The 25166-nt window shown below is 56.4% G+C and carries 17 protein-coding genes; 11 read left to right on the plus strand and 6 right to left on the minus strand.

The window, feature by feature from the left end; genetic code table 11:
* Positions 1-83: 83 nt before the first annotated feature.
* Entirely contained in the window at positions 84-392 is a 309-nt protein-coding gene (locus VNX88_23135; protein ID HWY71580.1) for a zinc-ribbon domain containing protein, read from the plus strand.
* A gap of 116 nt (positions 393-508) precedes the next feature.
* Here VNX88_23135 and VNX88_23140 read toward each other — a convergent pair whose 3' ends face one another.
* Positions 509-967 (minus strand): response regulator, encoded by a 459-nt coding sequence (locus VNX88_23140; protein HWY71581.1) that lies wholly within the window; start codon positions 965-967, stop codon positions 509-511.
* Positions 968-1111: 144 nt separating this feature from the next.
* Between VNX88_23140 and VNX88_23145 the strand changes: the two genes are divergently transcribed.
* Complete coding sequence (locus VNX88_23145; GenBank protein ID HWY71582.1) at positions 1112-2542, plus strand: MiaB/RimO family radical SAM methylthiotransferase; 1431 nt, start codon at positions 1112-1114, stop codon at positions 2540-2542.
* A gap of 312 nt (positions 2543-2854) precedes the next feature.
* On the plus strand, positions 2855-3424 hold the full coding sequence (gene infC, locus VNX88_23150) for a translation initiation factor IF-3 (protein ID HWY71583.1): 570 nt from the start codon (positions 2855-2857) through the stop codon (positions 3422-3424).
* 315 nt (positions 3425-3739) lie between these two features.
* On the opposite strand, the gene alaS is transcribed toward infC, so the two are convergent.
* The 3 genes from alaS to VNX88_23165 form a co-directional block, all read right to left on the minus strand.
* Complete coding sequence (alaS, locus tag VNX88_23155) at positions 3740-6562, minus strand: alanine--tRNA ligase (GenBank protein HWY71584.1); 2823 nt, start codon at positions 6560-6562, stop codon at positions 3740-3742.
* A gap of 328 nt (positions 6563-6890) precedes the next feature.
* Positions 6891-8066, minus strand: a complete 1176-nt coding sequence (locus tag VNX88_23160; protein HWY71585.1) for a SpoIIE family protein phosphatase — start codon at positions 8064-8066, stop codon at positions 6891-6893.
* A 382-nt stretch (positions 8067-8448) separates the two neighbouring features.
* Complete coding sequence (locus tag VNX88_23165) at positions 8449-12051, minus strand: PAS domain S-box protein (protein HWY71586.1); 3603 nt, start codon at positions 12049-12051, stop codon at positions 8449-8451.
* A 257-nt stretch (positions 12052-12308) separates the two neighbouring features.
* Here VNX88_23165 and VNX88_23170 point away from each other — a divergent pair, with 257 nt between their 5' ends.
* The 8 genes from VNX88_23170 (at position 12309) to VNX88_23205 (ending at position 20073) form a co-directional block, all read left to right on the plus strand.
* Positions 12309-13043, plus strand: a complete 735-nt coding sequence (locus VNX88_23170; protein ID HWY71587.1) for a molybdenum cofactor biosynthesis protein MoaE — start codon at positions 12309-12311, stop codon at positions 13041-13043.
* The gene (locus tag VNX88_23175) at positions 13040-13975 is read left to right on the plus strand and encodes a VWA domain-containing protein (GenBank protein ID HWY71588.1); all 936 of its coding nucleotides are present in this window, start codon (positions 13040-13042) and stop codon (positions 13973-13975) included. Before VNX88_23170 ends, VNX88_23175 begins: the two co-directional genes overlap by 4 nt.
* A gap of 132 nt (positions 13976-14107) precedes the next feature.
* Positions 14108-14386, plus strand: coding sequence for an RNA chaperone Hfq (locus VNX88_23180; GenBank protein ID HWY71589.1), 279 nt, complete (start codon positions 14108-14110; stop codon positions 14384-14386).
* Positions 14383-15234 carry an inositol monophosphatase family protein gene (locus tag VNX88_23185; GenBank protein ID HWY71590.1) on the plus strand — a complete coding sequence of 284 codons (852 nt, stop codon included), beginning with the start codon at positions 14383-14385 and terminating at the stop codon, positions 15232-15234. Before VNX88_23180 ends, VNX88_23185 begins: the two co-directional genes overlap by 4 nt.
* A 409-nt stretch (positions 15235-15643) precedes the next feature.
* A complete protein-coding gene (locus VNX88_23190) occupies positions 15644-16057 on the plus strand; it encodes a hypothetical protein (GenBank protein HWY71591.1) in 414 nt (137 codons plus the stop codon).
* Between the two features lie 134 nt (positions 16058-16191).
* Positions 16192-16908 (plus strand): GAF domain-containing protein, encoded by a 717-nt coding sequence (locus VNX88_23195; protein HWY71592.1) that lies wholly within the window; start codon positions 16192-16194, stop codon positions 16906-16908.
* Between the two features lie 296 nt (positions 16909-17204).
* On the plus strand, positions 17205-19238 hold the full coding sequence (locus VNX88_23200; GenBank protein HWY71593.1) for an aconitase family protein: 2034 nt from the start codon (positions 17205-17207) through the stop codon (positions 19236-19238).
* 115 nt (positions 19239-19353) lie between these two features.
* Positions 19354-20073, plus strand: coding sequence for a tetratricopeptide repeat protein (locus VNX88_23205; GenBank protein ID HWY71594.1), 720 nt, complete (start codon positions 19354-19356; stop codon positions 20071-20073).
* A gap of 150 nt (positions 20074-20223) precedes the next feature.
* Here the strand turns inward: VNX88_23205 and VNX88_23210 are convergent, their stop codons facing one another.
* On the minus strand, positions 20224-20865 hold the full coding sequence (locus VNX88_23210) for a protein-L-isoaspartate(D-aspartate) O-methyltransferase (protein ID HWY71595.1): 642 nt from the start codon (positions 20863-20865) through the stop codon (positions 20224-20226).
* Positions 20866-21068: 203 nt separating this feature from the next.
* A complete protein-coding gene (locus tag VNX88_23215; GenBank protein HWY71596.1) occupies positions 21069-25157 on the minus strand; it encodes a translocation/assembly module TamB domain-containing protein in 4089 nt (1362 codons plus the stop codon).
* Positions 25158-25166: the final 9 nt, after the last annotated feature.

Consider the following 25166-nt stretch of genomic DNA (forward strand, 5'->3'; position numbering starts at 1 on the left):
GGACAAGTCCCGAGAATCGAAATCGCCCTGTAGCCACGCGGGAGCGGTATTCGTGCAATTTCGCGGGAGAACGGGGGCTTCTCATGGAATTCCAGGACAGGCTGCTGAAGTGCATAGACTGCGGCTCTGAGTTTCTCTTTACGGCTGGCGAACAGCTCTTCTTCCACGACAAACAATTCAAGAACGAACCGAAACGCTGCAAGCCCTGCAAGACAAAACGCGCTGCGGCGGTTGGCGCGCCTCCGGCAAACAGTTATCAGAAAGTGGAAACCCGCACGACCTGCTCACATTGCGGCAAGGAGACCACTGTGCCGTTCAAGCCGACACAGGGACGTCCGGTATTTTGCCGTGAATGCTTCCAGCAGCGCCGCACGGTCAGCGCCAGCGCTTAAACGACCCAAGATATCAATCCTTGAATTTTTGCAAGAGTAGTGTGTCTGGGCTTGCCCATCACCACGGAAAAGCAAAAGCCCGCAAGTCTGCGGGCCTTTAAACACTAAATTGCGAGTTAGGAGTGCCTGGCAATGGCAGTTTTGTCCTGCGGGGCGCGATTAGCTGATTTTTTTTTAAGAGTTGCCGAACCCTGACGCTCGTGACGCCTGTCCTCGTGATTCACAAGGAGCGCTTCGATCTGGCGTAGTAGGTCGTTAGTATTCATAGGCTTAACTAACATGGAGTCGGCGCCCTCTTCCTTCCAATCGCTACCCAGGAGCGGGAAGGCAGTAAGGATGGCAACTGCCGGATCGTAATCTTGCTTCTTAGCCTCGCGGATCACGTCGTAGCCGGCGGTTTCGGTCTCCATCCGCATGTCAGTGATAATCATTTGGTAAGTATTCTGAGGAAGCCGGGCTATAGCTTCCTTGCCGGACGCGGCCGTATCCACTTCAAATCCGTTGATTTCGAGGATAGCTTTCAGCGTGAGAAGAATAGCGAGTTCGTCATCAACCAGCAGGATGCGACGTTTCATCGGGAATGCTCCAGGGGACCGATACTGAGTCGGTTTGAGCGTATTGAGGAAGATATAGCCATCCAGAAGTACCTCAGATGCGAATTGCGCCGACTCAGGTTGCGAGGTGAACCGGGCACCTCGTTCAGCGGCTATGATAACACCGTGAGAGGTTACTACATTCAGAACTTCGGATGCCGCGCCGCCCAGGCGGATGGATCGGCCATTGAACGCCAGCTTACGAACAATGGTCTGCGGCGCGTTAGCGCGACATCCGAGGCAGATATCGTCGTTCTCAACACCTGTACGGTAACCTCCGCCGCTGATCAGGACGCCCGCGCGGCCATTCGGCGCTCACAAAGAGAGCGTCCGGAGGCAAAAATTCTCGTTACCGGATGCTATGCGCAGCGTGCTCCGGAGGAAATTGCGGCGTTAGACGGCGTTACTTGGGTCGTTGGGAACTCCCACAAACACCAAATTGGGAACATTATTGCAGGTTCCAGTGCCACCGGAAGCGGCGAATTCGTGCCGCTAACCGCACTCGACACCAGCTTCCAAGGCGCGAATTTCGCCCCAAAAATCTACGCTAGCGACATCTTTGCGCACACCCAGCTCCAGTCCGCGCCGGTTTTTGAGGCCATTGAGCGCACTCGGCCGAACCTTAAAATCCAGGATGGATGCGATAACCGCTGCTCTTTCTGCGTCATTCCGTACGTTCGCGGACACAGTAGATCGCTCGCTATCGACAAAATTCTGCGAGAAATCCACGACTTAGAGGCCGCTGGATACCGTGAAATCGTCATCTCCGGCATCAATTTGGGGCGTTGGGGACGCGATTTTGCGGCTCAAAAGCGCAATTTTGCGGCAGAAACGAGCGATTCTTGGGCACAAGAGCACCAGTTTGAGGCGCAAGATCGCTTCGTTGAGGCGCTTCGCGTCATCCTGGAGCGCACGTCCGTCGAGAAACTGCGGCTCAGCTCGATCGAGCCCATGGACTGGACCGACGACCTGATCGCCCTCATGGCTTCCTCGAAGCGGATTGCCAAGCACGCACACGTGCCCTTGCAGTCCGGAAGCGATCGCATTCTGCGCAAAATGCACCGAAAGTATCGTCCCTGGCATTACGCGGAAAAGGTGGAAAAGATCCGTTCCGCGATGCCCGACGCAGCCATCGGCGCCGACGTAATGGTCGGATTCCCCGGCGAAAGCGACGAGTTATTCGAGGAATCGCGCGCCTTTATCGCGAAAATGCCGTTCACGTACCTGCATGTTTTCACGTATTCGCCGCGTCCCGGAACTCCCGCGGCGACGATGCCCGACCAGGTTCCTCTCGAACTGGCGCGAGAACGAAATCGGGAATTACGGAATTTGGCTGCAGAGAAGAATGTTGGGTTCCGAAGTTCCTTTTTGGGACGAACAGTCGAGGCAATTACGCTCGCAAAAGGCGATTCTGAGATGACCGAAGCCCTGAGCGACAACTATTTGAAGGTTGAAATTAAGGGCCAGCACGAAGCGAATCGGTGGATGAGGGTGAGAGTTGGTGCTTTAACGGAGCATGGAATGTCTGGAGAATCGGGTGATCGGGTCATCGGGTGATCGGGCGAAGTAACACCCGAATCAGCACTAACGCTCCCGACTGTCATTCCGAAGCGCCTGAATTTGGCGCGAGGAATCTGCTGTTTCCCTGGGCAATGTCGAAAGCAGCAGATCCCCTCCCTTCGGTCGAGGGATGACAGTATTTACAGTTCTTGCCTGATTAAACGATCAGGTCTGTGACATGGTCTTACTTCACCCGATCACCCGTTGGTCCGATCACCCGATTCTTAGCCGTGCTATACTCGGCTGAACTGCGCGATCCCGCGCAATCCCCCGGAGGAATGTATCGATAAACGTTTTGGCCGCAGTACTATTCGCACCAATGAGCGTATTCGCGCCCGCGAAATCCGTGTAATAGATGAGAACGGTGCTCAGCTTGGTGTAATGCAACCCTTTGAAGCCCTCAAAATTGCCCGCGAGCGTGGTTTTGACCTGGTAGAGATCTCTGCCACGGCCAATCCGCCCGTCTGTCGCATCCAGGATTACGGCAAGTTCCTGTATGAGAAAGAGAAGCAGGAGCGCGCGGCAAAGAAGAACCAGAAGGTCATCACCATCAAGGAAGTGAAGTTCCGCATCAATGTGGACGAGCACGACTACGAGTTTAAAAAGAACCACGTACTCCGCTTCCTCGAACAGGGCGACAAAGTAAAGGCCACCATCTTCTTCCGCGGCCGCGAGATGACGCATACCAATTTGGGACGCCAGGTGCTCGAGCGCCTGCTGAACGAAGTTGGCGAGCGCGCGGTAGTCGAATTCCGTCCGCGGATGGAAGGCAACACGTTGCACGCGATTCTTGCTCCACCGAAGAAGGTGGAAGGGAAGAAGCAGCAGGCTCCGCCAAGGCCGCAGCAGGGGAATCCGCCGGCGGCGCAGCAAGCCTGAGAGGAATCGGGTGATCGGGCCATCGGGTGATCGGGTGAAGTGAAACCCGGGTGCTGTTCTCTTAGACCTCAGAGGGAACTCTTTAGAAGACTTTTCATCCTGAGCCTGTTTTGGCGAAGGATCTCCCGCGATATTTCGGACTTGATTGCTCCTGGAAGGGCTCTTTCACGAAGAGTCCAGGTTCTTGGGCCAAGGTGCCACGGGGCAGCAAAATTCACATGCTGCATTCCGGGAGATCCTTCGCCAAAACAGGCTCAGGATGACAGCGTCTGAAGCAGCAACTTGGAAACCGAACAGGTTCGCGACTCTGGCGACCTAAGAAGCTAACGCCCGCACCACATCCACTGAACTTCGCAGCGCCGAATCCAGTGCTCCGGGTTCCGAACCACCTGCCTCAGCGAGATCAGGTCTTCCTCCGCCTTTGCCGCCTACCTTCTTCGCCACCTCGGCGATGATCTTGCCTGCCTGGACGCGTGTGGTCAGGTCTTTGGTTACGCCTACGATTAGCGCGACTTTGCCGTCTTGCACTGAGCCGAGCACTACGACTCCGGAGCCCAGTTTGTTGCGCATGTTGTCGACTAGCGTGCGCATCTGATTGCGTTCGAGATTGTCGACGCGCTGTGTGAGCACCTTGATGCCGTTGGCTTCCTGCACTTGGTCGGCAGCCGCTGAAACGGCCGATGAGGCCGATTTCATGCGTATCTGCTCGAGTTCTTTGCGCAGCCGGCGAATTTCTTCGTCGCGGCGTTCCAATTCGGTCTTAAGCGCCTGGGCGGGGGAATCGTCGGCGCGCCCGATCAATGTGGAGACCACGTGCTGGAGCTCGTGATCTTTGCGGAAGTGCTGCAGTGAGCCTTCGCCGCTTACGGCTTCTACGCGGCGCACGCCGGATGACACGCTTCCTTCGCGCAGGATCTTCAGCAAGCCGATCTCGCCAGTGGCTAGTGTGTGAATGCCGCCGCAGAGTTCGGTTGAGAAGTCGCCGATCTTCACTACGCGGACGCGTTCGCCATATTTCTCGCCGAAGAGCGCCATGGCTTTGAATTCGTTGATGGCGACGTCGATGGGCACGTCTTCGAAGGTCTCGACGCGGGTGTTCTTCAGCACCTCGCGATTCATCAGGTCTTCGATGTCCTGCAGCTCTTCGTCGGCAACTGAGGTGAAGTGCGAGAAGTCGAAGCGCAGATGGCCGGGAGCAACCAGAGAGCCTGCCTGTTTCACGTGCTTGCCCAGGGTCTCGCGCAGGGCGGCGTGGAGAAGATGCGTTCCGGTGTGATTGCGTTTCGTGGCTTCACGAACGTCAGCGTGCACAAGTGCTTCGAGTTTTTGTCCAAGATGGATCGGTTGGCGTGCCTTCACTTTGTGTGCACGCACACCCTGGACCGGCATCACGCAGCCGTTGACCTCGGCGATCACGTTGCCGGAGCTGTCGCGGAAGACTCCGATGTCGCCTACTTGTCCGCCGGAATCGGCGTAGAAGGGTGTGTGATCAAGTACGACCTCGCCTTCTTCGCCTGCCTTCAATTCGGGAACGCCTTGTCCGTCTTTGACAATGGCGAGAACTTCGCAGTCGCCTGAGACTGTCTGCTTGTAGCCCTCGAAAACGGTCTTGCCGAGGTCGCGGTAGATCGGGCTCGCCGTCTGCTTGGCTCCGCCTTTCCACGATGCGCGAGCACGCTCACGCTGCTCCTGCATTGCTCGATCGAAGCCGTTTCTGTCGAAATACACCCCATGGTCTCGCGAGGCGTCTAGCATGAAATCCAACGGAAGACCGAAAGTATCGAACAGCTTAAAAGCGTCTTCGCCCTTCAAAATGCCACGATAAATTCCATACTCAGTAGCTTCGGGCGGTCCTGCTTCATGAATCAGACCTTTTAGTTCGCTAGCTCCCTGCTCTAGCTGAGCAACATGTTCACGAGTAGTCTCTGCTGGTGCTGCCTTTGCTTCAGCTATCAGTCCCTCCAGCCCTTTGAGGCCAATTGCCAAGGTGTGCGCAAACCGATGTTCTTCCGTCAGAACAATTCTGGACACCCTAAGTGCGCTATCCACAAGCTCCGGATAAGCATCTTTTAGCTGGTCTCGAACCGCGAAGACCATTTCCCACATGAAGGGTTTTTCTGTTCCAAGAAGCCGTCCATGGCGAATTCCTCTTCGAAGTATTTTTCGAAGCACGTATCCTCTTCCTTCATTCGAGGGCATTACGCCATCGGAAATCAGGAGAGTAGTTGCCCGCGCATGATCCGCGATGATTCGAAGAGACGCATCTGCGTTCGGGTTGAAGCCATAAGTCGACTGGGTCAATTCTCCTGCGCGCTTAATTAGAGGAGTGAAAAGATCCGTGTCGTAATTTGACAGCGCACCTTGGAGCACTGCTGCAACGCGCTCCAGTCCCATTCCGGTATCGATCGAGGGCCTGGGGAGTTTCGTCGTACCTCCGACGGTCCGATCGTATTGCATGAACACGAGATTCCAAATCTCGACATAACGACCGCAGTCGCAGGGGAACTTGCAGTCGGTGTGGCCTTCATCCGACGCCTCCGGACCCATGTCGTAGTGGATCTCGCTGCAGGGACCGCAGGGGCCGGTATCGCCCATCTGCCAGAAATTGTCCTTCCTGTCACCGGGGAAAATGCGGTCTTTGGGAACTCCCGTTTCGAGCCAATATCTTTCTGCCTCGCTGTCGCGCTCAACGTCGAAACCCAATTCGCGAGATGCCGCGGCCTTGTCTGGGTCATCGAAGATCGTGACGTAGAGCCTGTCCTTGGGCAGGCCGTACCATTGCTCGGAAGTCACCAGTTCCCATGCGTAGGCGATAGCGTCTTTCTTGAAGTAATCGCCGAAGGAGAAGTTCCCCAGCATCTCGAAGAACGTGTGGTGGCGTCGGGTAAAGCCCACGTTTTCAAGATCGTTGTGCTTGCCGCCGGCCCGCACGCATTTTTGCGACGTAGTTGCGCGCGAGTAGTCGCGCTTTTCGATGCCCAGAAAGACATCCTTAAATTGATTCATTCCGGCATTGGTGAACAGCAGCGTGGGGTCGTTGGCAGGCACCAACGACGAGGAGTGGACGCGACGGTGCCCTTTGCTTTCGAAGAAGCGAAGGAAGGTTTCGCGTGTTTCTGAGCCGGATAGATGGCGCATAGGAAGTATCTAGTTTAGCAAGCGAAGAAAGAAGAATCGGGTGATCGGGCCATCGGGTGATCGGGTGAAGTAAAACCTGACCGATTCGCCCCTTAAGTACTGTCATTCCGAAGCGCCTGATGTTGGCGCGAGGAATCCGCTGTCTTTCTTGGCGCCGCAACGGACAACAGATCCCTCGCTTCGCTTCGGGATGACAGTAAAGAGAGCTTCGGAATGACCGTAAGAGAAGAGGTGGTCTTATGCAAGGAAAGCAATCTACGTGAGACTCAAAGAGCTTGCTGGTCTCACTTCACCCGATCACCCGATGGCCCGATCACCCGATTCTTCCTCACTGCACGGCAATCACAACCACCGTCGCGTCATCATGGAATCTCTCCTCGCAATGCTTCGTCACTGCCTGCATCAGGCTGCGCTGGATTTCTTCGGCTGAGCCGGTGCGGTGGCGAACCATGATGTCCTTCACGCGCTCCATGCCGAATTCTTCATCATCAGGACTTTCGGCTTCGGTGATTCCGTCGGTGTAGAGCACCAGGCGGTCGCCGCTTTCGAGCTTTAGCTGCGTCTGCTCGTAGGTCCAATCGGAGAACAGGCCCAGGACGCCCCCACCTACGCGCAGTTCAATGGCAGTGCCATCGGCGCGAGCGAGTATCGGCGGGTTATGTCCGGCATTGCTGTAACAGAAATTGCGTGATTCGGCGTCGATGACGGCGAAGAAGAAGGAGACAAATTTGCCGATCGGCATGATTTCGGTCAGCGCTTCATTTAACGAACTACAAAGCTGCTGGGGATGAACATCGTGCGTGACGATGCTTTTTTCCAGACCCCGCAGACTTGCTGTGAGCAGTGCGCCGGGAACACCCTTGCCGGCCACGTCGGCGATGGAGGCTGCAAACTTTGTGGGCGTAAGCGCGGTGAGGTGGCAGTAATCGCCGCCAACGTAGCGTATCGAGCGCGAAACGCCGCTTATTGTGATGCCATGCTGTGGGGGCAGGTTGAGCGAGAGCAGTTTGCGCTGAATCTCGACCGACTCCTGTTGCTCTTCGTCCAGCTCTCTATTGGCTTTTCGCGTCTGCTCTGCGCGGGCAATCAGGTCGCGTGACTTCTGAATGAGTTGAGAGTTGGTCCAGGGCTTCTGGATAAAATCCGACGCGCCGCGCTGCAGAGCTTCGACCGCGAGTTCAATTGTTCCCCAAGCGGTGATGACCAAAACGGGAACAGATGTGTTCGTCTTGCGAATGGTGGAGATCAGATCCAGACCCTCGGTTCCCGAAGTGGTATCGAGAGTGTAGTTGAGATCCATGATGAGCAGATCGAACTCGCCGACTGCTAGCGCTTCGATCACCGCGGCAGGGTGCATCACCGTTTGCGACTCGAATCCTTCAAGCTTCAGCAGCAGAGCAATCGCATGCAGCACGTCGGGCTGGTCGTCGGCGACGAGAACGCGCCTGGGCTTGGTAGCTGCACCTATTTCGGTAGCCAGAGAAGTGGAATAAGAGTCCGTCACTGCAATCTCCGATTCGGTCGAGCAAGACACTTGAAGGTTCTTTAAATCCCTTTGAAGTTAGTCTTCAGAGACTTAGGGAAGGGCACGGATTCTATCCGTGCCGAAAAAGAACCCACGTTATTTCTTTTCTTTCAGCGGCTTCAGCCGCGGCTGAAGCCGCTGAAAGAAAGAGGAGGAAAAAAACGATTCTCTCGCCGGCACGGATGGAATCCGTGCCCTTCCCTAAACCAGAAGAGAGCAAGCCCCATGCCATACCGAAGCAGGCGCCGGAACTCTCGCCGGTCGCTAAATAGACTCAATTGTGGCAGTTAGCGTTAGCAGATGGACGGATATCGGTGGGCTACTGTTCGAATGTGAGACCCTTGGAGTCGAAAGCGAACAGTCAGTCGTGAGCCCCAACCAACTGCGGCGGACCATCCAGCACGTAGCGGATCTTACGAGCCAGGGCTTCGGTTGTGAATGGCTTCTGCAGGAATGACATCCCGGCAGTGAGAACGCCATGATGAACAATCGCATCATCCGCGTACCCGGAGACATAGAGCACCTTCATTTCGGGACGAAGCTTGAGCAATCGCTCGGCGAGTTCGCGTCCACTCATCTGCTGCAGCACAACATCCGTGAGCAGCATGTCAATCGTGCCTTGATGACGCTCGCACATCAGGAGCGCTTCCCCGCCGTGTCGGGCTTCGAGCACGTTGTATCCATGCTTGTGCATAACCTGACGCATGAGTGCGCGGACTCCGTCTTCGTCTTCCACCAGCAGAACAGTTTCACTGCCATGGCGTGCCGGTTGCAGCGAGCGTGAAAGCGGAATTTCGACAGGAGCATCCACGCGCGGCAGGTAAACCTTGAATGTAGATCCCCGGCCGATTTCGCTGTAGACCCAGATGTAGCCACCACTCTGTTTGATGATGCCGTACACAGTGGACAGTCCCAAACCAGTACCTTTGCCGACTTCCTTCGTGGTAAAGAACGGTTCGAATATCCGCGATTTCACCTTCTCCGGCATACCCGTACCGTTGTCGCTGACGGCGATCATCACGTAACGTCCCGGCTTCACGGAAACGTGATCGCGTGCGTAAGCCTCATCGAGATCAACGTTGGCCGTTTCAACCGTTAATTTGCCGCCTTGCGGCATCGCATCGCGTGCGTTGACGGCCAGGTTCATGATTACCTGCTCAACCTGCCCTGGATCAGCTTTTACACGGCCCAGACCTGGCTCAAGCACAGTGAACAAATCGACGTCTTCTCCAAGCAGGCGGTGCAAAAGCTTGTCCATGTTGTGCATCACAAGGTTCAGATCGAGGACCTTGGGGGCGAGCACCTGCTGACGGCTGAAGGCAAGTAATTGCCGCGTGAGGGAGGCTGCGCGATCGGCTGCTTTCTTGATTTCGTCGATCTCGTGCCGCATGGGATCGGCATGGTCGAGATCGTCGAGGACGAGTTCGCTGTAACCTTTGATCACCGTGAGCAGGTTATTGAAGTCGTGCGCGACGCCGCCCGCCAGGCGACCTACGGCTTCCATCTTCTGCGCCTGCCGCAGCTGTTCTTCGAGCGTACGTCGTTCGGTGATGTCCTCGGCGATCATCTCGAAGCCGAGTGTTTCACCGCGTTCGTTTCTGAAGGGTGTTCCGCTGAGTCGAACGGTGATTGGGTGCCCATCTTTTCTTTTCCAGCGCAGCTCGACTGTGCCGAGCCGTCCCGAGTCGTTATATGCCTGAATAATGGCAGCTCGCTGATCGGGATCAGCGTAGATTTCGCGCGCCATATCCACTGCCAACAACTCTTCCGGGGACGAGTAGCCCAGCATTTGCACGAGCGCGGGATTGACGTCGAGAAATCTGCCATCGACTGTGGAGCGATACATGCCGTAAACGGCACTCTCAACCAACGACCTGTGCCTGGCTTCCGATGCCCGCAGAGCTTCTTCCTGTCGTTTGCGCGCCAGCGCAACAGATATGTGCTGGGAGACGTAAGTGAGAATCTCTTTATCGCGTTCACGGTATCGGATTTCTGGATCGTAGCTCTGGAGCGCGATCACGCCGAAGACTTTGCTTCCCTGGCGCAGCGGGGCTCCAAGCCAATCGATGCAATCAGGACCGAGCGGCTCGATTTCCCGCTTATCTTCGAGTGAGCGAATCTTTTCGAAGTCGGCCAGCAGCGCTTTGCCTGTCCGGAGTACGTATTCCGTAAGTCCCTTGCCGCGCTTGCGTCCCGCGGGAATCGGATCGCTCTGGTCGACAAAATACGGAAACTGCAAGTACTCGCCGCTTTCATCGAGTAGCGCAATGTACAGGTTTTGCGCATACATCAACTCGCCGATGATTTGATGAAGAGCTTCAAATAACTGCCCAAGGTCGTCCACTGAATTTGCGCAATCACTCATGCGATAGAGTGCCGACTGGAGTTGCTCGGCATGCTTTCGCTGGGTGATGTCGAATGCCGTGCACAACATCGCCTGTTCGCCTGCGAACTGCGTCACTGTTGCGGAGAAATCGAGCCATCGATCGTCGCCGTCTTTGTGGACAATCCGTAATTCGCAGCGCTGTACCGAGGTGTCCCCGCGTAGCCGGTCCGCAGCCCGCGAGTGGATCATCTCGCGTTGGTCGGGATGAATCAGATCCCAGGGACTCATTTCCCGCAGCTCTGCAGAGGTATACCCACAAACCTCCTCGGATGCCTGGTTGGAGTAAAGGAAGCGATTGCCATTGTGGATGAAGATCGCGGTGGTCGCGCTCTCGGCGAGGGCCCGGAACTTACTCTCACTCTCGGCCAGCGCGTGCTCGGCGCGTTTGCGCTCGGTTATGTCTACCAGGGTGCCCTGGATCATTGCGGCGTCTTCATCTTCCAGCAGGGTTACGTTTTCCAGCACCCACACTTCGGTGCCATCTCGGCGCCGCAACTTCATTTCGAAATTTGTGAGGGCTTTTTCCCGTTTTAGACGAGCAACGTAACGTTCTCGCTCATCGGGAGCTGAGTATGGATTGAAATCCGCGAGCTTGATCATCTGCTCGCGCGATTCGTAGCCGAAGATGTGTGCGAACGAATCGTTGCAATCGAGCAATCCTCCCGACAGCTTGCTGAGAAAGACTCCAGCCAGATTGCGCTGGAATAGTTGACGATAGCGTTCCTCGGAATCACGCAGCTCAGTCTCAGCTTCCATCCGGTCGCCCACATAGCGGAAGCTGGCCAGCAAGCCTGCTTTGCGCCCACCAATCACATATGTGCTGCTCACTGCTTCGAACGACTTCCAGTGTCCAAGCTTGTGCTGCAAGCGCACAACGATGGGATCGCCTCTGCTGGGATCCTCAAGCCCTTGCCGGAACCCTACGATGGCTATTTCCAAATCTTCGGGATGCACAAAATCGAAGCACGATCGCCCAACGAGTTCTTCGGGCAGGTAGCCGAGGTGCCGTGTAATCGATTGACTCTGGTAGATGACCTTGCCTTGCTCATCGAGCAAGGAGAGAACATCTGAGGATTGCTCAACGAAAGCGCGAAAGCGCTCTTCACTTTCTCGTAGAGCCTGTTCGGCGGCCACATGATTCGTGACATCTCGGCCAATGCTCAGGATGGAAGACGATTGACCATCGTCAGATATGAGGCAGTGACCGACTTCCAGCGTCCGCCGGGAGCCGTCTTTAATAATTATCTCGGCAGTAAAAGGCGTGGGTAGCTCTCTCTGACTACGCTCAGCCCACCTTGCGCGCACAGTCGGGACCTGCTCCGGAACCAGCAGGTCGAGGATATTCATGTTGAGGAGCGCGTCTCGCGTGTATCCCGAGACGCGCTCAGCGGCTCCGTTTACCCAGGTGAAGTTTCCCTGCCCATCGTGCGTATACATCACGTCGCTGGCATTATCGAGGATGTTGAAAAGTGCGGTGGTAGAGGCTGGCGGCGGAACGGCAGCGTGCGACCTCCCGCGCGTAGAAACACGGGCTCCAGGCGTGCTGGTCACACGCGCAGGCTTGGGCCTAAAGCCCATATCGAGGGGACTCCTGCGTGCTCATGATTGATGGGACTGCGTCCGGGGGCGCGAATAATGTACCGCGAATGAGGCATTACTCGGAAGGAAATGTTTAGTTACTTTCGTTTACCGTTGCGTTAGCCCCGCAGCGTTGTGGAAAACGTGGCAGCGAGCGGGCTACTGGCGATCGTTCCGCCATTCGGCAGCACTAGTGTCGTGCCTCCGCGCTCGCTCATCGTCTTTTGCGTCTCTTCTCACGTATGCTTAACAAAGTAATGAGAGTTCGCGTTCTCTTATTTGGCGTCCTAAAGGACATCTTCCAGCGCAGCGAAGACTCGCTCGATCTGTCGCCCGACGCTACGGTTTCCGACTTGCTCACGCATTACCGCGAACTCACGCCCGAGCGGGCTAACTTGTTTCATTCATTGGCACTTGCGATCAATCAGCAGTACGCTTCTCCCGGCGATCGACTTAAGGAGGGTGACGAGGTCGCCCTGCTCCCACCAGTCAGCGGCGGAGCCGAAACTGTTGTTCGCAAAGAGAGTTATCAGTGTGAGATTGTGCGCGAGCGAATCCGGACCGAACAGATCGTCGAGCGCATCAAGCAAGGCGAGGATGGGGCGGTGGTCGTCTTTGAAGGCATCGTGCGAAATCACACGCGGAACCGCCGGACGTTGTTTCTCGACTACGAGGCTTACGAGCCGATGGCGCTTACCCAAATGAATTCGCTCGCGGAAAAGGCGCTTGCCAATTACAAGGTAAGGGAGATCGCTATCATCCACCGGCTGGGACGTCTCGAGATCGGAGAAACCAGCGTGCTGATCGTTGTCGCCTCCGCACATCGAGCCGCCGCCTTCGATGCGTGCCGCTTTGCCATCGATACCCTCAAACGCACAGTCCCAATTTGGAAGAAGGAACATTTCCCCGACGGTGTCGTATGGGCCGATGGCGAGCCCTTTCCCGAAGAGCTGCGCGCAAGTTCTGATTCAAGCATCGGTGGGAACGAATGAGAGTGTTGCGTGTGGCGATCATCGCCTTGGCCCTCCTCGCTTCCTCGAGCGCTCAGGAGAAGCCCGAGACCACTTTCAAGGTTGATGTAAAGCTGGTGAACGTATTTGTTACGGTCACTGACCCGCAGGGCGCGCCCATCGGCAATCTTGCGAAGAATGACTTCAGTCTCAGCGAGGATGGAGTCCCCCAAAAGATTGCCGTCTTCAGCAAAGAATCCCAGCTCCCACTATCGATTGTGTTGGCGATCGACGCCAGTTCGAGCACGCGCAAAGACATTCGCCTCGAGCTCGAAGCCGCCCGCCGATTCATTCATTCCATGATCCGCCCACAGGACGCGGTCGCTCTCTTCAGCTTCGCAACCTACGTGAACGAGTTGACGCCGTTCACTGCAAAGCTCCATCAGGTCGACAGTGCGATTAATGAAGTGCGAGTCGGCGGTGCTACTTCTCTCTACGACGCGGTCTATCTAGGGGCTAAAGCGCTTGTGAATCGCGAAGGGCGCAAGGTGCTTGTGCTAATTACCGACGGAGGCGATACCGCGAGCAGCATCGACTATAGGGAGGCTCTCCGCGCGGCACAGCAGTCGGAGGCGCTGGTTTACAGCCTTATCGACGTGCCGGTCGAGGCGAGCGCAGGCCGTAATACAGGTGGAGAGCATGCGCTCATTCAAATCTCGAACGACACCGGCGGAAAGTATTACTACGCCTCAAGCGTTCCACAACTCGATAAAGCGTTCGAGCAGATTAGCGATGAGCTGCGAACCCAGTACCTGCTGGCCTACTATCCCGTGGCCCGTCGCGCAGCTTCGGATTTTCGCCAGATCGATGTTAACGCCCATCCGCACGATCTGCCCGAGGCTCAGGGAAGCGACGGTGGGGACAAGCTGATTGTCCGCGCCCGGCGTGGTTATTACACGTCAAAGCTGGAGTAGGGGCACCCCTGTCATTCCGAGCCGCTGCGGCGAGGAATCCCTATCGGGCCAAAGATGTATGGGCTCAGCAGGGATTCCTCACCGCAACTTCAGCGGTTCGGAATGACAGCAAAAATCGCGTAAAATGCACCCATGAGTTTCCGTAGCGACGCAGCTTCAGCCTTACAGAAAAAATCGAAGAACACTCCTCCCGAAGAGACGGGTATGGAGGCCTCCTATCTGAAGGCGCTCGGGGAGAAGCAGACCCCAGTCACCGTCAAGCTAATGGGCGGAGAGTCTGTGCGCGGCTGGATCGAGTATTACGATGCCAACATGATTCGGCTGACTCGGGAGCATTCCCCGAATCTATTCATCTATAAGCACGAGATCGTCTACATCGCTGAGGACACCGGACGCCGAGGGCGTCTGTGAGCGTTCGACATCCCGACTACATCTCCACGGCCTCAGACATTGCGCGACGCGCGGGCGCTTTGCTGCTGGAGTATTCCGCACGAGGCGTGAAGACGGAGTACAAGGGCTCGGGCACCGTCGACGTTGTCACCGAAGCGGACCGCGCCTCCGAGAAGCTGATCGTCGAGAGCCTTCGTGCAGCGTTTCCCAATCACGGAATCGTCGGTGAAGAAGGATCGCGCTCGCAAAGCGCAGGCGAGTATATCTGGTATGTCGATCCGCTCGACGGGACAACCAACTTCGCGCACGGATTTCCGGTCTTCTGCGTTTCCCTGGGACTGGCGCAGCATAACGAAGTAATTGCGGGAGTAGTCTTCGATCCCACGCGCAACGAACTTTTCGCAGCCGAGCGTGGCAGCGGTGCGACATTAAATGGCAAGAAGATTCGCGTGTCTGAGGTTGCGGCACTCGGCGAAAGCCTGCTCGGCACCGGGTTCCCCAGCAAGAAACGGCACCTCAATCCGAACATTTACTTCTATCACCAGCTCACCATGAAGACGCATGGCATCCGCCGCGCGGGCTCGGCTGCGCTCGATCTTTCGTGTGTTGCTTCGGGACGCTACGATGGATATTGGGAGTTCAACCTGAATCCATGGGACACTTCAGCCGGTGTGTTACTCGTTGAAGAGGCGGGCGGCAGGCTCACACACGTGGATGGAAGCAAATTCGACGTCGCCGCCAGCCGCGATGTGCTCGCGACCAACGGCCTCATCCATCAAGAGCTCAAAAGCGAGATGCACGCGGTGATGCAGGGCCGCGGCCTCGAGCCATTGCCGAATTTGATAGAGTTCGCGAAAAGCCGAGCTTAGCATCGTGCGTATTCATGCTCTGTCTTGTTAAGAATGGCTAATCCACCTCGGAACCCGTCCCGTATTGAGACTCGATTGTTAACGCGCGATGACAAAGCCGTTGCGCTTATGGCACCTATCAAAAGTTCCAATTTGCATTTCGGAGTTCATTTCCATAGTCTCTGAGCAGTGAGTGACCCTGAAGTACACTCACCTCCATCCAAGCTGATCTCTAGATCGTGACGTCGCGCAGGCGGTTCTAATGCGGGACGTTCTACAGCGCCGCTTCTGGTTAGCAGTTGCCTGTTCTCCTCGCTGAGTAGTTACGCGTAGCGAACCAGAAAGCGGACGAATGCGTGCACGCGTCGTGCGAACCGGAACACCTGAGTTCTCGCGGCACTGTCACCTAACGTCGATTGGAGATTGGACAATGAAACTCGTAAGGCACATCGCTTATTTCTTTTTGCTTCTTGCAACCACGTCCCTGGTAGCGTCGGCACAGGAGCCAAACGGCAAGTTCACCGTTAAGCATGACACGCGGTGGGGCACCGCTATCCTGCCGGCGGGAAGCTATTCCGTTTCGGTCCGTAGCGGACCGGTACCGTATGTGCTCGTCACTTCCGATGATCGCAACGCCGTTTCCATCATGGCCGTCGCCCAGTACGTCGAGACGGCGCAATGTAAGAGCAGTTCGCTGGAGTTGGAGCAAACTGACGGGAACTGGAACGTGCGCTCTCTTTGCTTCGAGTCGGCGCTAGCGGTGTACTTCGGGCCGTCGCAGAAGGCGCGTCAGACCAACATAGCTGCAGTTCCGCAGGTGGCCACGCTGGCTGGATCGAACTAGCGTGTAGTCACTGCACAGATTGGTAGAGACGCAGCATGCTGCGTCTCTACGGTGCAATATTTTTCAGAAATGTTTCGATAACACCGATAGGGAAAATTCATAAGCCCATGCTTCATACGCCGATAGAATTCAGTATGGATCAGTTAAACCTTAATCCCGCTCTTGATTTTCTTCATGATCTCGGCACTCGTATCGCCGCGGCAGATCCATTGCACGAGGTGCTGGACGAGATCGTCGAGTTTGTTGCCGACCTGGTAAGTTGCGACTCCTGTTTCATTTTCGTTCTTGAGGGTGAAGACCTCGTGCTTCGCGCCTCGAAGAACCCTCATCCGGAAGTTCTCGACCGGCTCAAGATGCAAATCGGTCAGGGCATCGCCGGATGGGTCGCGGAGCATCGCGAACCCGTGGTCATTCCCGAAAGGGCTTCGCATGATTCCAGATTCAAGACTTTGACTGAACTTCCCGAAGACAGCTACGAGGCGATCCTCTCCGTGCCGATCGTCTCGCGTGGCCGTGTGGTCAGCGTGATGAATGTGCAAAATCGCGATCCTCGCGTTTTCACGCCCCGCGAAGTGAAGGCGGTTTCGACGATCGGTCACCTGGTTGGCGCAGCCATCGAAATGGCGCGGCTGGAGAACGAAGTTACACAACTCTCCGACAAGCTCGCCACGCGCAAGGTGGTAGAGCGCGCGAAAGGCGTGATGCAGCGCGAACTGTCAATCACTGAAGAAGAAGCCTACGCCATCATTCAGAAGCAGGCGCGGCAACGCCGGAAGTCGATGAAAGAAATCAGCGAAGCCATCCTGCTGGCTGACGAGTTGAAGAAGGGACCCTCCCGCCCTGTCTCCTGAGTCCCCATCGAAAGTGCGCTTGCACGGGAGTCGCTTGCTACACGCACGGGCAGCGGCTCCTTTTTTTGTTCAGAAGAGCCTATTCACCACGGAGGCACGGAGAAAGGCAAGAACGTGTTAAACACTTAAGGATATAGAGGACAACGAGTTTTTTGGACTTGCCGCCGTCCAATTCGCCCTCTTTCGATACATCTGGCCATCATCTCAGTGACCTGCGTGTCGTCCCTTGTTAAGTCTTGCCTTTCTCCGTGACTCCGTGTCTCCGTGGTGAAAGGGTTCTGAGCTAGAATTTAGGTGTGCCCAACCCCCTTCTCGAACGCGAAGTCCACAAGCGTCCGGCCTCGGTGAAGCTCACCGGCCGCATTCTTTTCCTTACGGAAGATCCGGAGCTGATCCGGCGGCAACTGGCGGGAGAGGACCTGCCTTGGGACACGAAAAATCCTGCGAATAATCCCAAGCTGCGCGACGACATCTCGACGGACGAAATCACTCCGGCGCATATCTGTTTCTTCTTCGATGAGACTCTGGGCGAGTTTCCGTATACAGGCTTGAAGTGCGGTAACGAGCTGCCGATCAAGCGCACGGATGTGAAGAAGGGCGGATTTGTCGCGGCGATCAGCGGCAAGCGTCGAGGCAAGGGATCGAGTCGCGAGCAGTCGCCCTATGCCGAGCTTTCGGCCGGCATCAAGCTGGTGATTGCCGAGAACATCGAGCGAATTTACAAGCAGAATTGCCAGAATCTGGGCGTGCTCACGTCTACCGATTTCAATCTCATCGATCATATTCGCCGGGGCGAAGAGATTCCGCTCGAGGTCTTCACGCGGGGCGAAGACGAGATTACACGCCAGGTAATCGAATACGGCGGACTCTTCCCTTTCAACGTGGCGCGTATGCAGGGCAAAGTAACCATTCCGGGAATCGACACGAAGCAACGGCCGATGACGGTGACAGAGAAGATCTTTGCGCGGCACATGATCTCGCCCGCCGGCAAAGTGGGAGTGCCTGCCGTGAAGCCTGGCGATCCGGGATTCGCTCGAACCGATCTTCGCTTCAGCCACGAGTACGTAACACCAATGGCGGCGATCTTTTACGAGCACTTCGTCGGCAAAGACACACCAGTGAATGATCGCTCCAGCGTCATCTTTTTCCGCGATCACCTTACCTTCCTCGACGAAGTTTTGTCGGAAGAGAAGAAGAAGATGGGGCTGCTCGACTTGGCAACGCAGCTCAAGATGAAGCAGGAGAGCTTTGCGCAATCGCAGGGCATCAAACTGCACGGCGAACTGAAAGATCGCAAAGGCTCGGAAGGCATCTGCCATTCGATCGTAGCTGAGAGTTACGCCCTTCCCGGACAACTTAACGTTGGCTCTGACTCACATACTCCACACGTCGGCGCGGTCGGCTGCGTGGCTTTCGGCATCGGCACTACTGACGTCTTCAATTCCTGGATAACCAAAGATGTTCGCGTGAAGGTTCCCGAATCGGTAAAGGTGATCGTTCGCGGCAAACGTCGTGCGAATGTCACAGCGAAGGATTACATCCTGAAGTTGCTGGCGATGGACTATATCCGTAGTGGCAAGGCGCTCGCGAAAGTTATGGAGTACTCGGGAGAAGCGATCGAGGAGCTGGGCGTCGATGAGCGTGCAACCATGTGCAACATGGCCGCCGAAATTGGAGGCTTTACCGGCATCGTCGCACCCGATCGGAAGGTAGTGGACTTTCTTGTCGAGCGGCGCGGCATGAAACCCGCAGAAGCAGAAAAGTTAGTCGACGGATATTTCAGCGATTCCGGAGCACAGTACGCTCACGTAATCGAAATGGACGCCTCCGAGATCTATCCCATGGTGGCAACGCCCGGCGATCCGGGAAACGGCAAGTACGTGCGCGACCTCAACACTCCGGTTCCGGTGGAAATCGCGTATGGCGGAACCTGCACGGCGGGCAAAAACGAAGATATGGACATGTACGCCGCCGTGCTGAATGACGCTTTGCGACAGGGCAAGCGTGTTTCGCCATCGGTGCTGTTCTATATCCAGTTCGGATCACAAGAGACGCGCGAGTACTGCGTGCGCAAAGGTTACCTCGAGATCTTTCAAAAAGCCGGGGCCAAGGTAATCGAGCCGAGCTGCGGAGCATGCATCAATGCCGGTCCTGGGGTCTCGACCCGGCCAGATCAGATCGTGATCAGCGCGCAGAATCGCAACTTCCCGGGGCGCAGCGGACCAGGGCAGATGTATCTGGCTAGTCCATACACCGTCGCGGCTAGTGCAGTCGCGGGATACATCACGGAATACCAGCCCGCAGCCGAGCGCGAACCAGCGGTTGTCTAGAGACAAGCAGCAAAAGCTCGTTCGAACCGTGCCGATGTCCGACACTCCGTCAGTAACCTTTTCGTTGGCGATTCCACTGTAATCAATTTTGCACCTTAGGTATGCTAGTCCGCTAATGGGACTGCACGGATTCTTTGGATACGGCATCATCTTTCAGGCGATCGCCATCCTCCATTTCATTCGCCGGCGTCCCGATACCTATTGGCTCTGGATCATCATCTTTGGCAGTGGTCTGGGGGCGTTTATCTACATCTGTGTCGAGATGCTGCCCGAGATTGGGATGGTCGGCCGCAGCTTCCAGATATTCCCGCGTCGCAGCCGCATCCGCAGGCTGGAGGCGCTGATTCTCGACAATCCTTCCGCGGGTAATTATGAGGAGCTTGCTGATCTATATTTTGAAGACGGAAAGTACGAACGAGCCCGGGAGTGCTACAACCGATCTATCTCTACACGCACCGACTCTCCTGATCCGTTCTACCGCCGCGCCCTCTGCGAACTCAAGCTCGGGGATTATGCGGCGGCTGTCCCTGATCTCCAGCATGTCGTCGGTAAGGACCCGCGCTATGACTATTACCGGGCTGCTGGGCTACTTGCCGACGCGCTTGCCAAAATAGGCCAGACTGAAGCCGCCGCTGCGATGTTTGAGCGCGTGGTGCAGACCTCCACGCTCTCCGAGACGCTCGTGAATTACGCCGAGTTCCTGAAATCACAGGGCAAGCAGGCAGAAGGGCGGGAGTGGGCTCAGCGGGTGCTCACGCGCAAGAAGACACTGCCCGGATATCTAAAACGGCGGGAGCGGCCGTGGTTCCGCAAGGCGGCTGCGCTAGCGAAGTAGTCTTTTTGTTTGTCATTCCGAACGTAGTGAGGAATCCCTACGGACTGCGACACTCTTAGCGCTGCCATCGTCGCCAATCGAAACGTTATCGGAGCCCGTAGGGATTCCTCACCGCAAAAACCGCGGTTTGGAATGACAAACAGAAAAGACCTACTCCCTGAACCCCTCCTCTCCGATCAGCGGCACGAAGGCGCAGCCATCGAGTCGCACTTGGCGCACGCCTGTTTTATCCTTGCGAATCAGGACGAGTTCCTGCAGATCGCGACTTCCGACCGGTAGCACCATCCGTCCGCCTACTGCTAGCTGGGCGACCAGCGACTGAGGAATCTGCGGAGCAGCGGCGGAAACCAGAATCACGTCGTAGGGCGCTTTGGGGGGATAGCCAAGCGTTCCATCGCCGACGACGATTTCGACGTTCGTGTAACCCAAACGGGAGAGGCGCTCGCGCGCAATGTCGGCCAACTCTACATGGCGCTCGATGCTGAAAACGCTCGCGACGATCTCGGCGAGAAGCGCGGTCTGATATCCCGAACCGGTTCCCAACTCCAGCACGCGATCTTCAGGACGCAGCTCCGCGGCCTGAAGCATGGAAGCAACGATGTACGGCTGTGAGATTGTCTGGCAGCAGCCGATCGTCAGTGGCCGATCTTCGTACGCATGCTCGCGCAGCTCCGGGGAAATGAAATCCTCGCGCTGGACTTTACCGATGGCGGAGAGAACGCGCTCGTCGAAGATGCCGCGTGCCTTGAGCTGACGCTCCACCATGAGGACGCGCTGAAGTTGGAGGGACATGGGAGGCAGGAACTAGGGTACAGGTTACAGGGGACAGGGAACAGGGAGCAGTACCGGCGGCGGTAGCCGCTGGGTGCGTGAGTGCCGACCTGCACAGAGCGTGTTGCGTGCTAGCGATGCTGGCCTACAAGGGCCAGGATATCTTCGGGTGATGCAATAGCTGCAGGCAGGACCCAGCGGCTACCGCCGCCGGTACTGCTTCCCTACCGCTTCCTCTGCCGGATTCGCAGGTCGATCGCCAGCACGCCGGTGTAGTCGCGGACCGCAACCAACGCCACATTTTTATTGATGTTGTACTCCACCTGCAGAACCTCCTGCGCATACTGGCCCAGGTTCGTTAGATAGGTGACGGTTACGTTCTTAGATATCTGCTGTTCAACTGTGAGCCGCGCGTTGGGGTTTCCTTCAGTTCCGCCGATATTGGGATCGATTTTGATGCGGCTAATGCCAAACAGCTTCTGCACGCGGCTGCTTACCGCAGCATTCAATGCCTCTCCCAAAATGGCGTTTGATGCTGATTGAGTGAAGTTCTCGCTACCGGCCGAAGCTGATCCGGGTTGAGATTGTGCCTCAGTCTCCTGCCGTGTACGACCAAAGGCAAGCAGAGCGATGATATCGGACGAAGGCAATGGCGGCTCGGAACGATATGTGACATTGAGTTTGTCGGGCGTGCCGTGGAAGCCCAGGGTAATGTCATAGTCACGCACTCGCGCAGATGCCTCGACGTTTACCACCGGCTCGATTCGCACAGGGTTAGCGAAAACTACGTCGCCTCGCTCGAGGTGATAGGTAGTGCTATTGAAGGTGATATCGCCCTCTGCGATGCTCACGCGACCTAGAACTCCGGGCCGCGCTGCAGTTCCGCGCAGGCGAATATCTACGTCGCCGGAAACGCGAGCCATCGACGTTTCTACGCGCAGCTCCGGAGTGGAGACAATGTGAACATCGAGGCGCACATTATCGATGAGGGAATTCGGAGCTGGAGGATTCGTGGGTTGCCTGGCCCGTTGCACGTACGCCGCGAGGTCGAATTGCGGCGTTAGGCCAAATTTTGTGAGGGTGACGTCGCCTGAGAGAACCGAGTTCTGGGCGGTTCCTACTAGTCTTAGATCTGCAGTCGCTTGCGAACTCACGCCTTCTGGATAACGAATGCGAACGTCACGTCCGGTGGCAGTCAGATCGAAGAAGATGCCGTTGCTGTAGGTTACGTAGCCGCCGAGAACCAGGTCTCCACCACCAGTTCGTGCAGTCAATTTTTGAACGCGCAAGCGATTGCGATCGAAATTGAGCGAGCCGTTAATATCGCTCAAACCATTGGGCAGATCGACAAATGCAATTGCCCCATTTGCGATTTGCACATTGCCGGCGAAATTTGGATCGTTCAGCCTGCCGGTGGCGTTCACCGTGAACGTCAGCTGTCCTGACGACGAGACACTCGGATTCGCAGTCTGCAATAACGCTAAATTGACGTTGCCATTCGCATGCAAATCCACGCGGCCCGATCCTGCAAGCTCGACTTTTCCCGTTCCGGTAATATCTGTGCCGGCGCCAACGATGTGCATTTGCTGGACGCTTGCGACTTGATTGCTGATCGAGAAGCGCAGCGGGCCTTCGTTGTGAAGTTGGATATGCTGCACCTCTGCCGCGAACTGATCTACATCAGCCTCGACCGCCAGTTCGCGTGGGCGCTTCAACGGTCCGCGCAACACGAACTTGCCGGAGACGGATGAGTGGCCTGTGACTTTGCCCGGAAGATAGGCGCGCAGCAGCGGATCAAAATCGAGCTTGGCAAGATCGAGATGCATCTCTGCAGGGAAATTCTCGCGCAGGTGCACGTCACCCGTAACGTTGGCGGTGGCAAGCTGCATATTGGTGTGCGCTTCCAGATGGAGATCGGCTCCACGAGTTACGGCGGTAGCATGAAGGTCGCCGGCAGACTCCCCCCCGAGAATGAGACCGGTGATCGACAGATTCGCATTTATGGTCGGGCTCGCGATCGTTCCGGAGCCACTTGCCGCAAAGTCGGCGCGTCCGCCGATGCTAAGCTTCCTGGTTTGCAGTTTTGAGAGATGCGCCAGATCGAAATTGTTGCCGCTGACATTGAACGCAAAGGCTTTTGTGTCGAGGTTGTAATTTCCTCCGCCGGTTGCGCGTCCACCGTTCTGCTGCAGGATCAGGTTGCGCAGGTCAACTTGTTTGCCCTGAAACTGCAGGTCTGCCGATAGAGATCGATAGGGCTCACCGTAGATCGTGCCTCCGGCAACCTGCACATGTCCAATGCCGCCGAGATCTTCTAAGGCGCCACTGACATGCGTTTCCCCATTGACCTTTCCCGTTACGGGATAGTCGACGCCAACCAGTCGTTGTAGTTCCAGCAGATCGGCGTCGTGCACACGGAAGCGGGCATCAACGCGCGAATCCGGTTCGATCTGACCATCCCGCAAACCGACACTCGCCAATCCAGCGATCTGCGCCGTTCCACGCTTCATTAATATGTTGCGCGCAGACATAAGACTCGGTGAGTAAGTGACGTCCGCGACGAGGGAATCCCAGTGCATCGTGGACGGGATGGTGGGAGTGGTCGCCGCGGCCTGCTGCGCTGGAGGCTTAGCGTCTCCGCTAATCACAGCGGTGTCAAAGTCGGTGGCCTGCAGGCGGCCTGCAATCGTTGGCGAGATGAGCTTCCCCGTCAGCGTTCCATTAAAGGAAGCCTGTCCGTGGACGATTGCCGGAATGTTTTGCTGCTCTCCACTCAGCGCATGAGCAACGGCGTCGATTTCAGACAAGTCCGAGGTGTTCAGAGAGACTCTCAACTGCGACTCCGTGCCGATCGCGCCAGTCGCGCTGATACGGGTTGCGCGGGCCGCGAGATTTAGCCCGCTGACATCGATGCGGTCGCCTCGGCCATGATAAGTGGCATGCACAGAACCGGTAAGCGGAAGCTCGGAATTCGAAGCCGTCGGCAGTGCCTGCGCATTAAGATCCACGTTGGTATCGGCATCCCCCAGCGAACCGGTCCATCGCATCTGCAGCTTACCCGCTCCACTTGACGCAAGGCGAAGCTGGTGCAGTGGACTCTTCACGGGCAGCAAAGCACGCAATCCCTGAGCCAGCGAAATTCCTGAGAGATCGAGATCCAGCGTTCCCTGCTGCTGCCTCTTTGCTGTTTGCGCAGCCACCTTGCCGGAGCTGAAGCCGGTCTTTGGAGTAACTTTCGACCAGTGCGCAATACTGGCGTTTCCGTTAAATGTGCCCCCGAGAGCTCGTCCATTCAATTTTGTGAGGGTTATGCGATCCACCGCCACGCTGTAATCGGAACTCGCGTCTACATTGCCGAGGCGCAGATCTGGAGCTGAGTACTCTCCGTCTTTCAGCGTAAGTTTGCCCGAGCCGAAGAAGTCTTCTGACGAGAGGTATCGGGCAGTGCCGTTGAGTTCGAGAATGCCATTGCGCAACTCACGAACACCGAGAATCTTGCTGAGTTGTGAGAGCTCCAGGGTGCCTTGGTATTTCGCCTCGACGCGGGGATTGCGAAAGTCGGCGATGGTTCCCGAGGCTTGGAGCTGCGACTTTCCACTTGCCCATCGCAGTGAGGTGATTTGGGCTTCATTGTTACGGATAGTGAAGCCTGCCTCTGCCTGGGAGAGAACTTGAGGATAACCAGGGTGCTTGAGCAGTAGACTGCCTGCACGAATGCTGCCCACGTAACTCGGCTGAGGCTTAGCCTTGAACATCATGCCGGCGGTGACGTCATCCGCACTTAGATCCAACGGGAGTCGTTGCTCATTCAGTACGAGCACACCCCGGCTCACACGAAGGCGGTCCACCCCGATGGAGAATAATTGCTGAGGGGCATTCCCATTCCCGTTTCCCTTTTTAGGATTTGGCTGGTTCGTGCTGCCGTCCGGATAGACGATCAGGTGAGCTACCGGGTGCTCAACATAAAGCTCGCGCAGGGCAATTTCGCGTCCCAGCACACTGAGAATCTTGACGGACACACGTGCATGATCCACGTGCGCGTATGGGATCTCTCCGGCTTTTTCGAGGCCATGAATGGTGAGGTCGTCGAACTCGAACTGAAGGCGCGAGAAGTTCCAGACAAAATTCTTGAGTTCGACGCGTCCTCCCGTCACGGCCTCAAGTTCGCTGACAACGCGGCGCCGTACTCGGTCGCGGAAGGAATCGCTGTTCAGGTACACAACTAGACTGACAGCGGCAACAACCAACACGAGGCCGATGCCAAGCTTTATCCAGCGCGAGCGGCGCGACGGTTTTGGGGTTTCCTCAGTCACAAAAATGAA

It is taken from the genome of Terriglobales bacterium (assembly GCA_035567895.1).
Lineage (GTDB): Bacteria > Acidobacteriota > Terriglobia > Terriglobales > Acidobacteriaceae > Gp1-AA112.

Coding starts and splice junctions, on each gene's coding strand:
- VNX88_23135 (HWY71580.1), top strand. CDS start 84: ATGGAATTCCAGGACAGGCTGCTGAAGTGCATAGACTGCGGCTCTGAG.
- VNX88_23140 (HWY71581.1), bottom strand. CDS start 967: ATGAAACGTCGCATCCTGCTGGTTGATGACGAACTCGCTATTCTTCTC.
- alaS (HWY71584.1), bottom strand. CDS start 6,562: ATGCGCCATCTATCCGGCTCAGAAACACGCGAAACCTTCCTTCGCTTC.
- VNX88_23165 (HWY71586.1), bottom strand. CDS start 12,051: ATGGGCTTTAGGCCCAAGCCTGCGCGTGTGACCAGCACGCCTGGAGCC.
- VNX88_23170 (HWY71587.1), top strand. CDS start 12,309: ATGAGAGTTCGCGTTCTCTTATTTGGCGTCCTAAAGGACATCTTCCAG.
- VNX88_23175 (HWY71588.1), top strand. CDS start 13,040: ATGAGAGTGTTGCGTGTGGCGATCATCGCCTTGGCCCTCCTCGCTTCC.
- VNX88_23180 (HWY71589.1), top strand. CDS start 14,108: ATGAGTTTCCGTAGCGACGCAGCTTCAGCCTTACAGAAAAAATCGAAG.
- VNX88_23190 (HWY71591.1), top strand. CDS start 15,644: ATGAAACTCGTAAGGCACATCGCTTATTTCTTTTTGCTTCTTGCAACC.
- VNX88_23195 (HWY71592.1), top strand. CDS start 16,192: ATGGATCAGTTAAACCTTAATCCCGCTCTTGATTTTCTTCATGATCTC.
- VNX88_23205 (HWY71594.1), top strand. CDS start 19,354: ATGGGACTGCACGGATTCTTTGGATACGGCATCATCTTTCAGGCGATC.
- VNX88_23210 (HWY71595.1), bottom strand. CDS start 20,865: ATGTCCCTCCAACTTCAGCGCGTCCTCATGGTGGAGCGTCAGCTCAAG.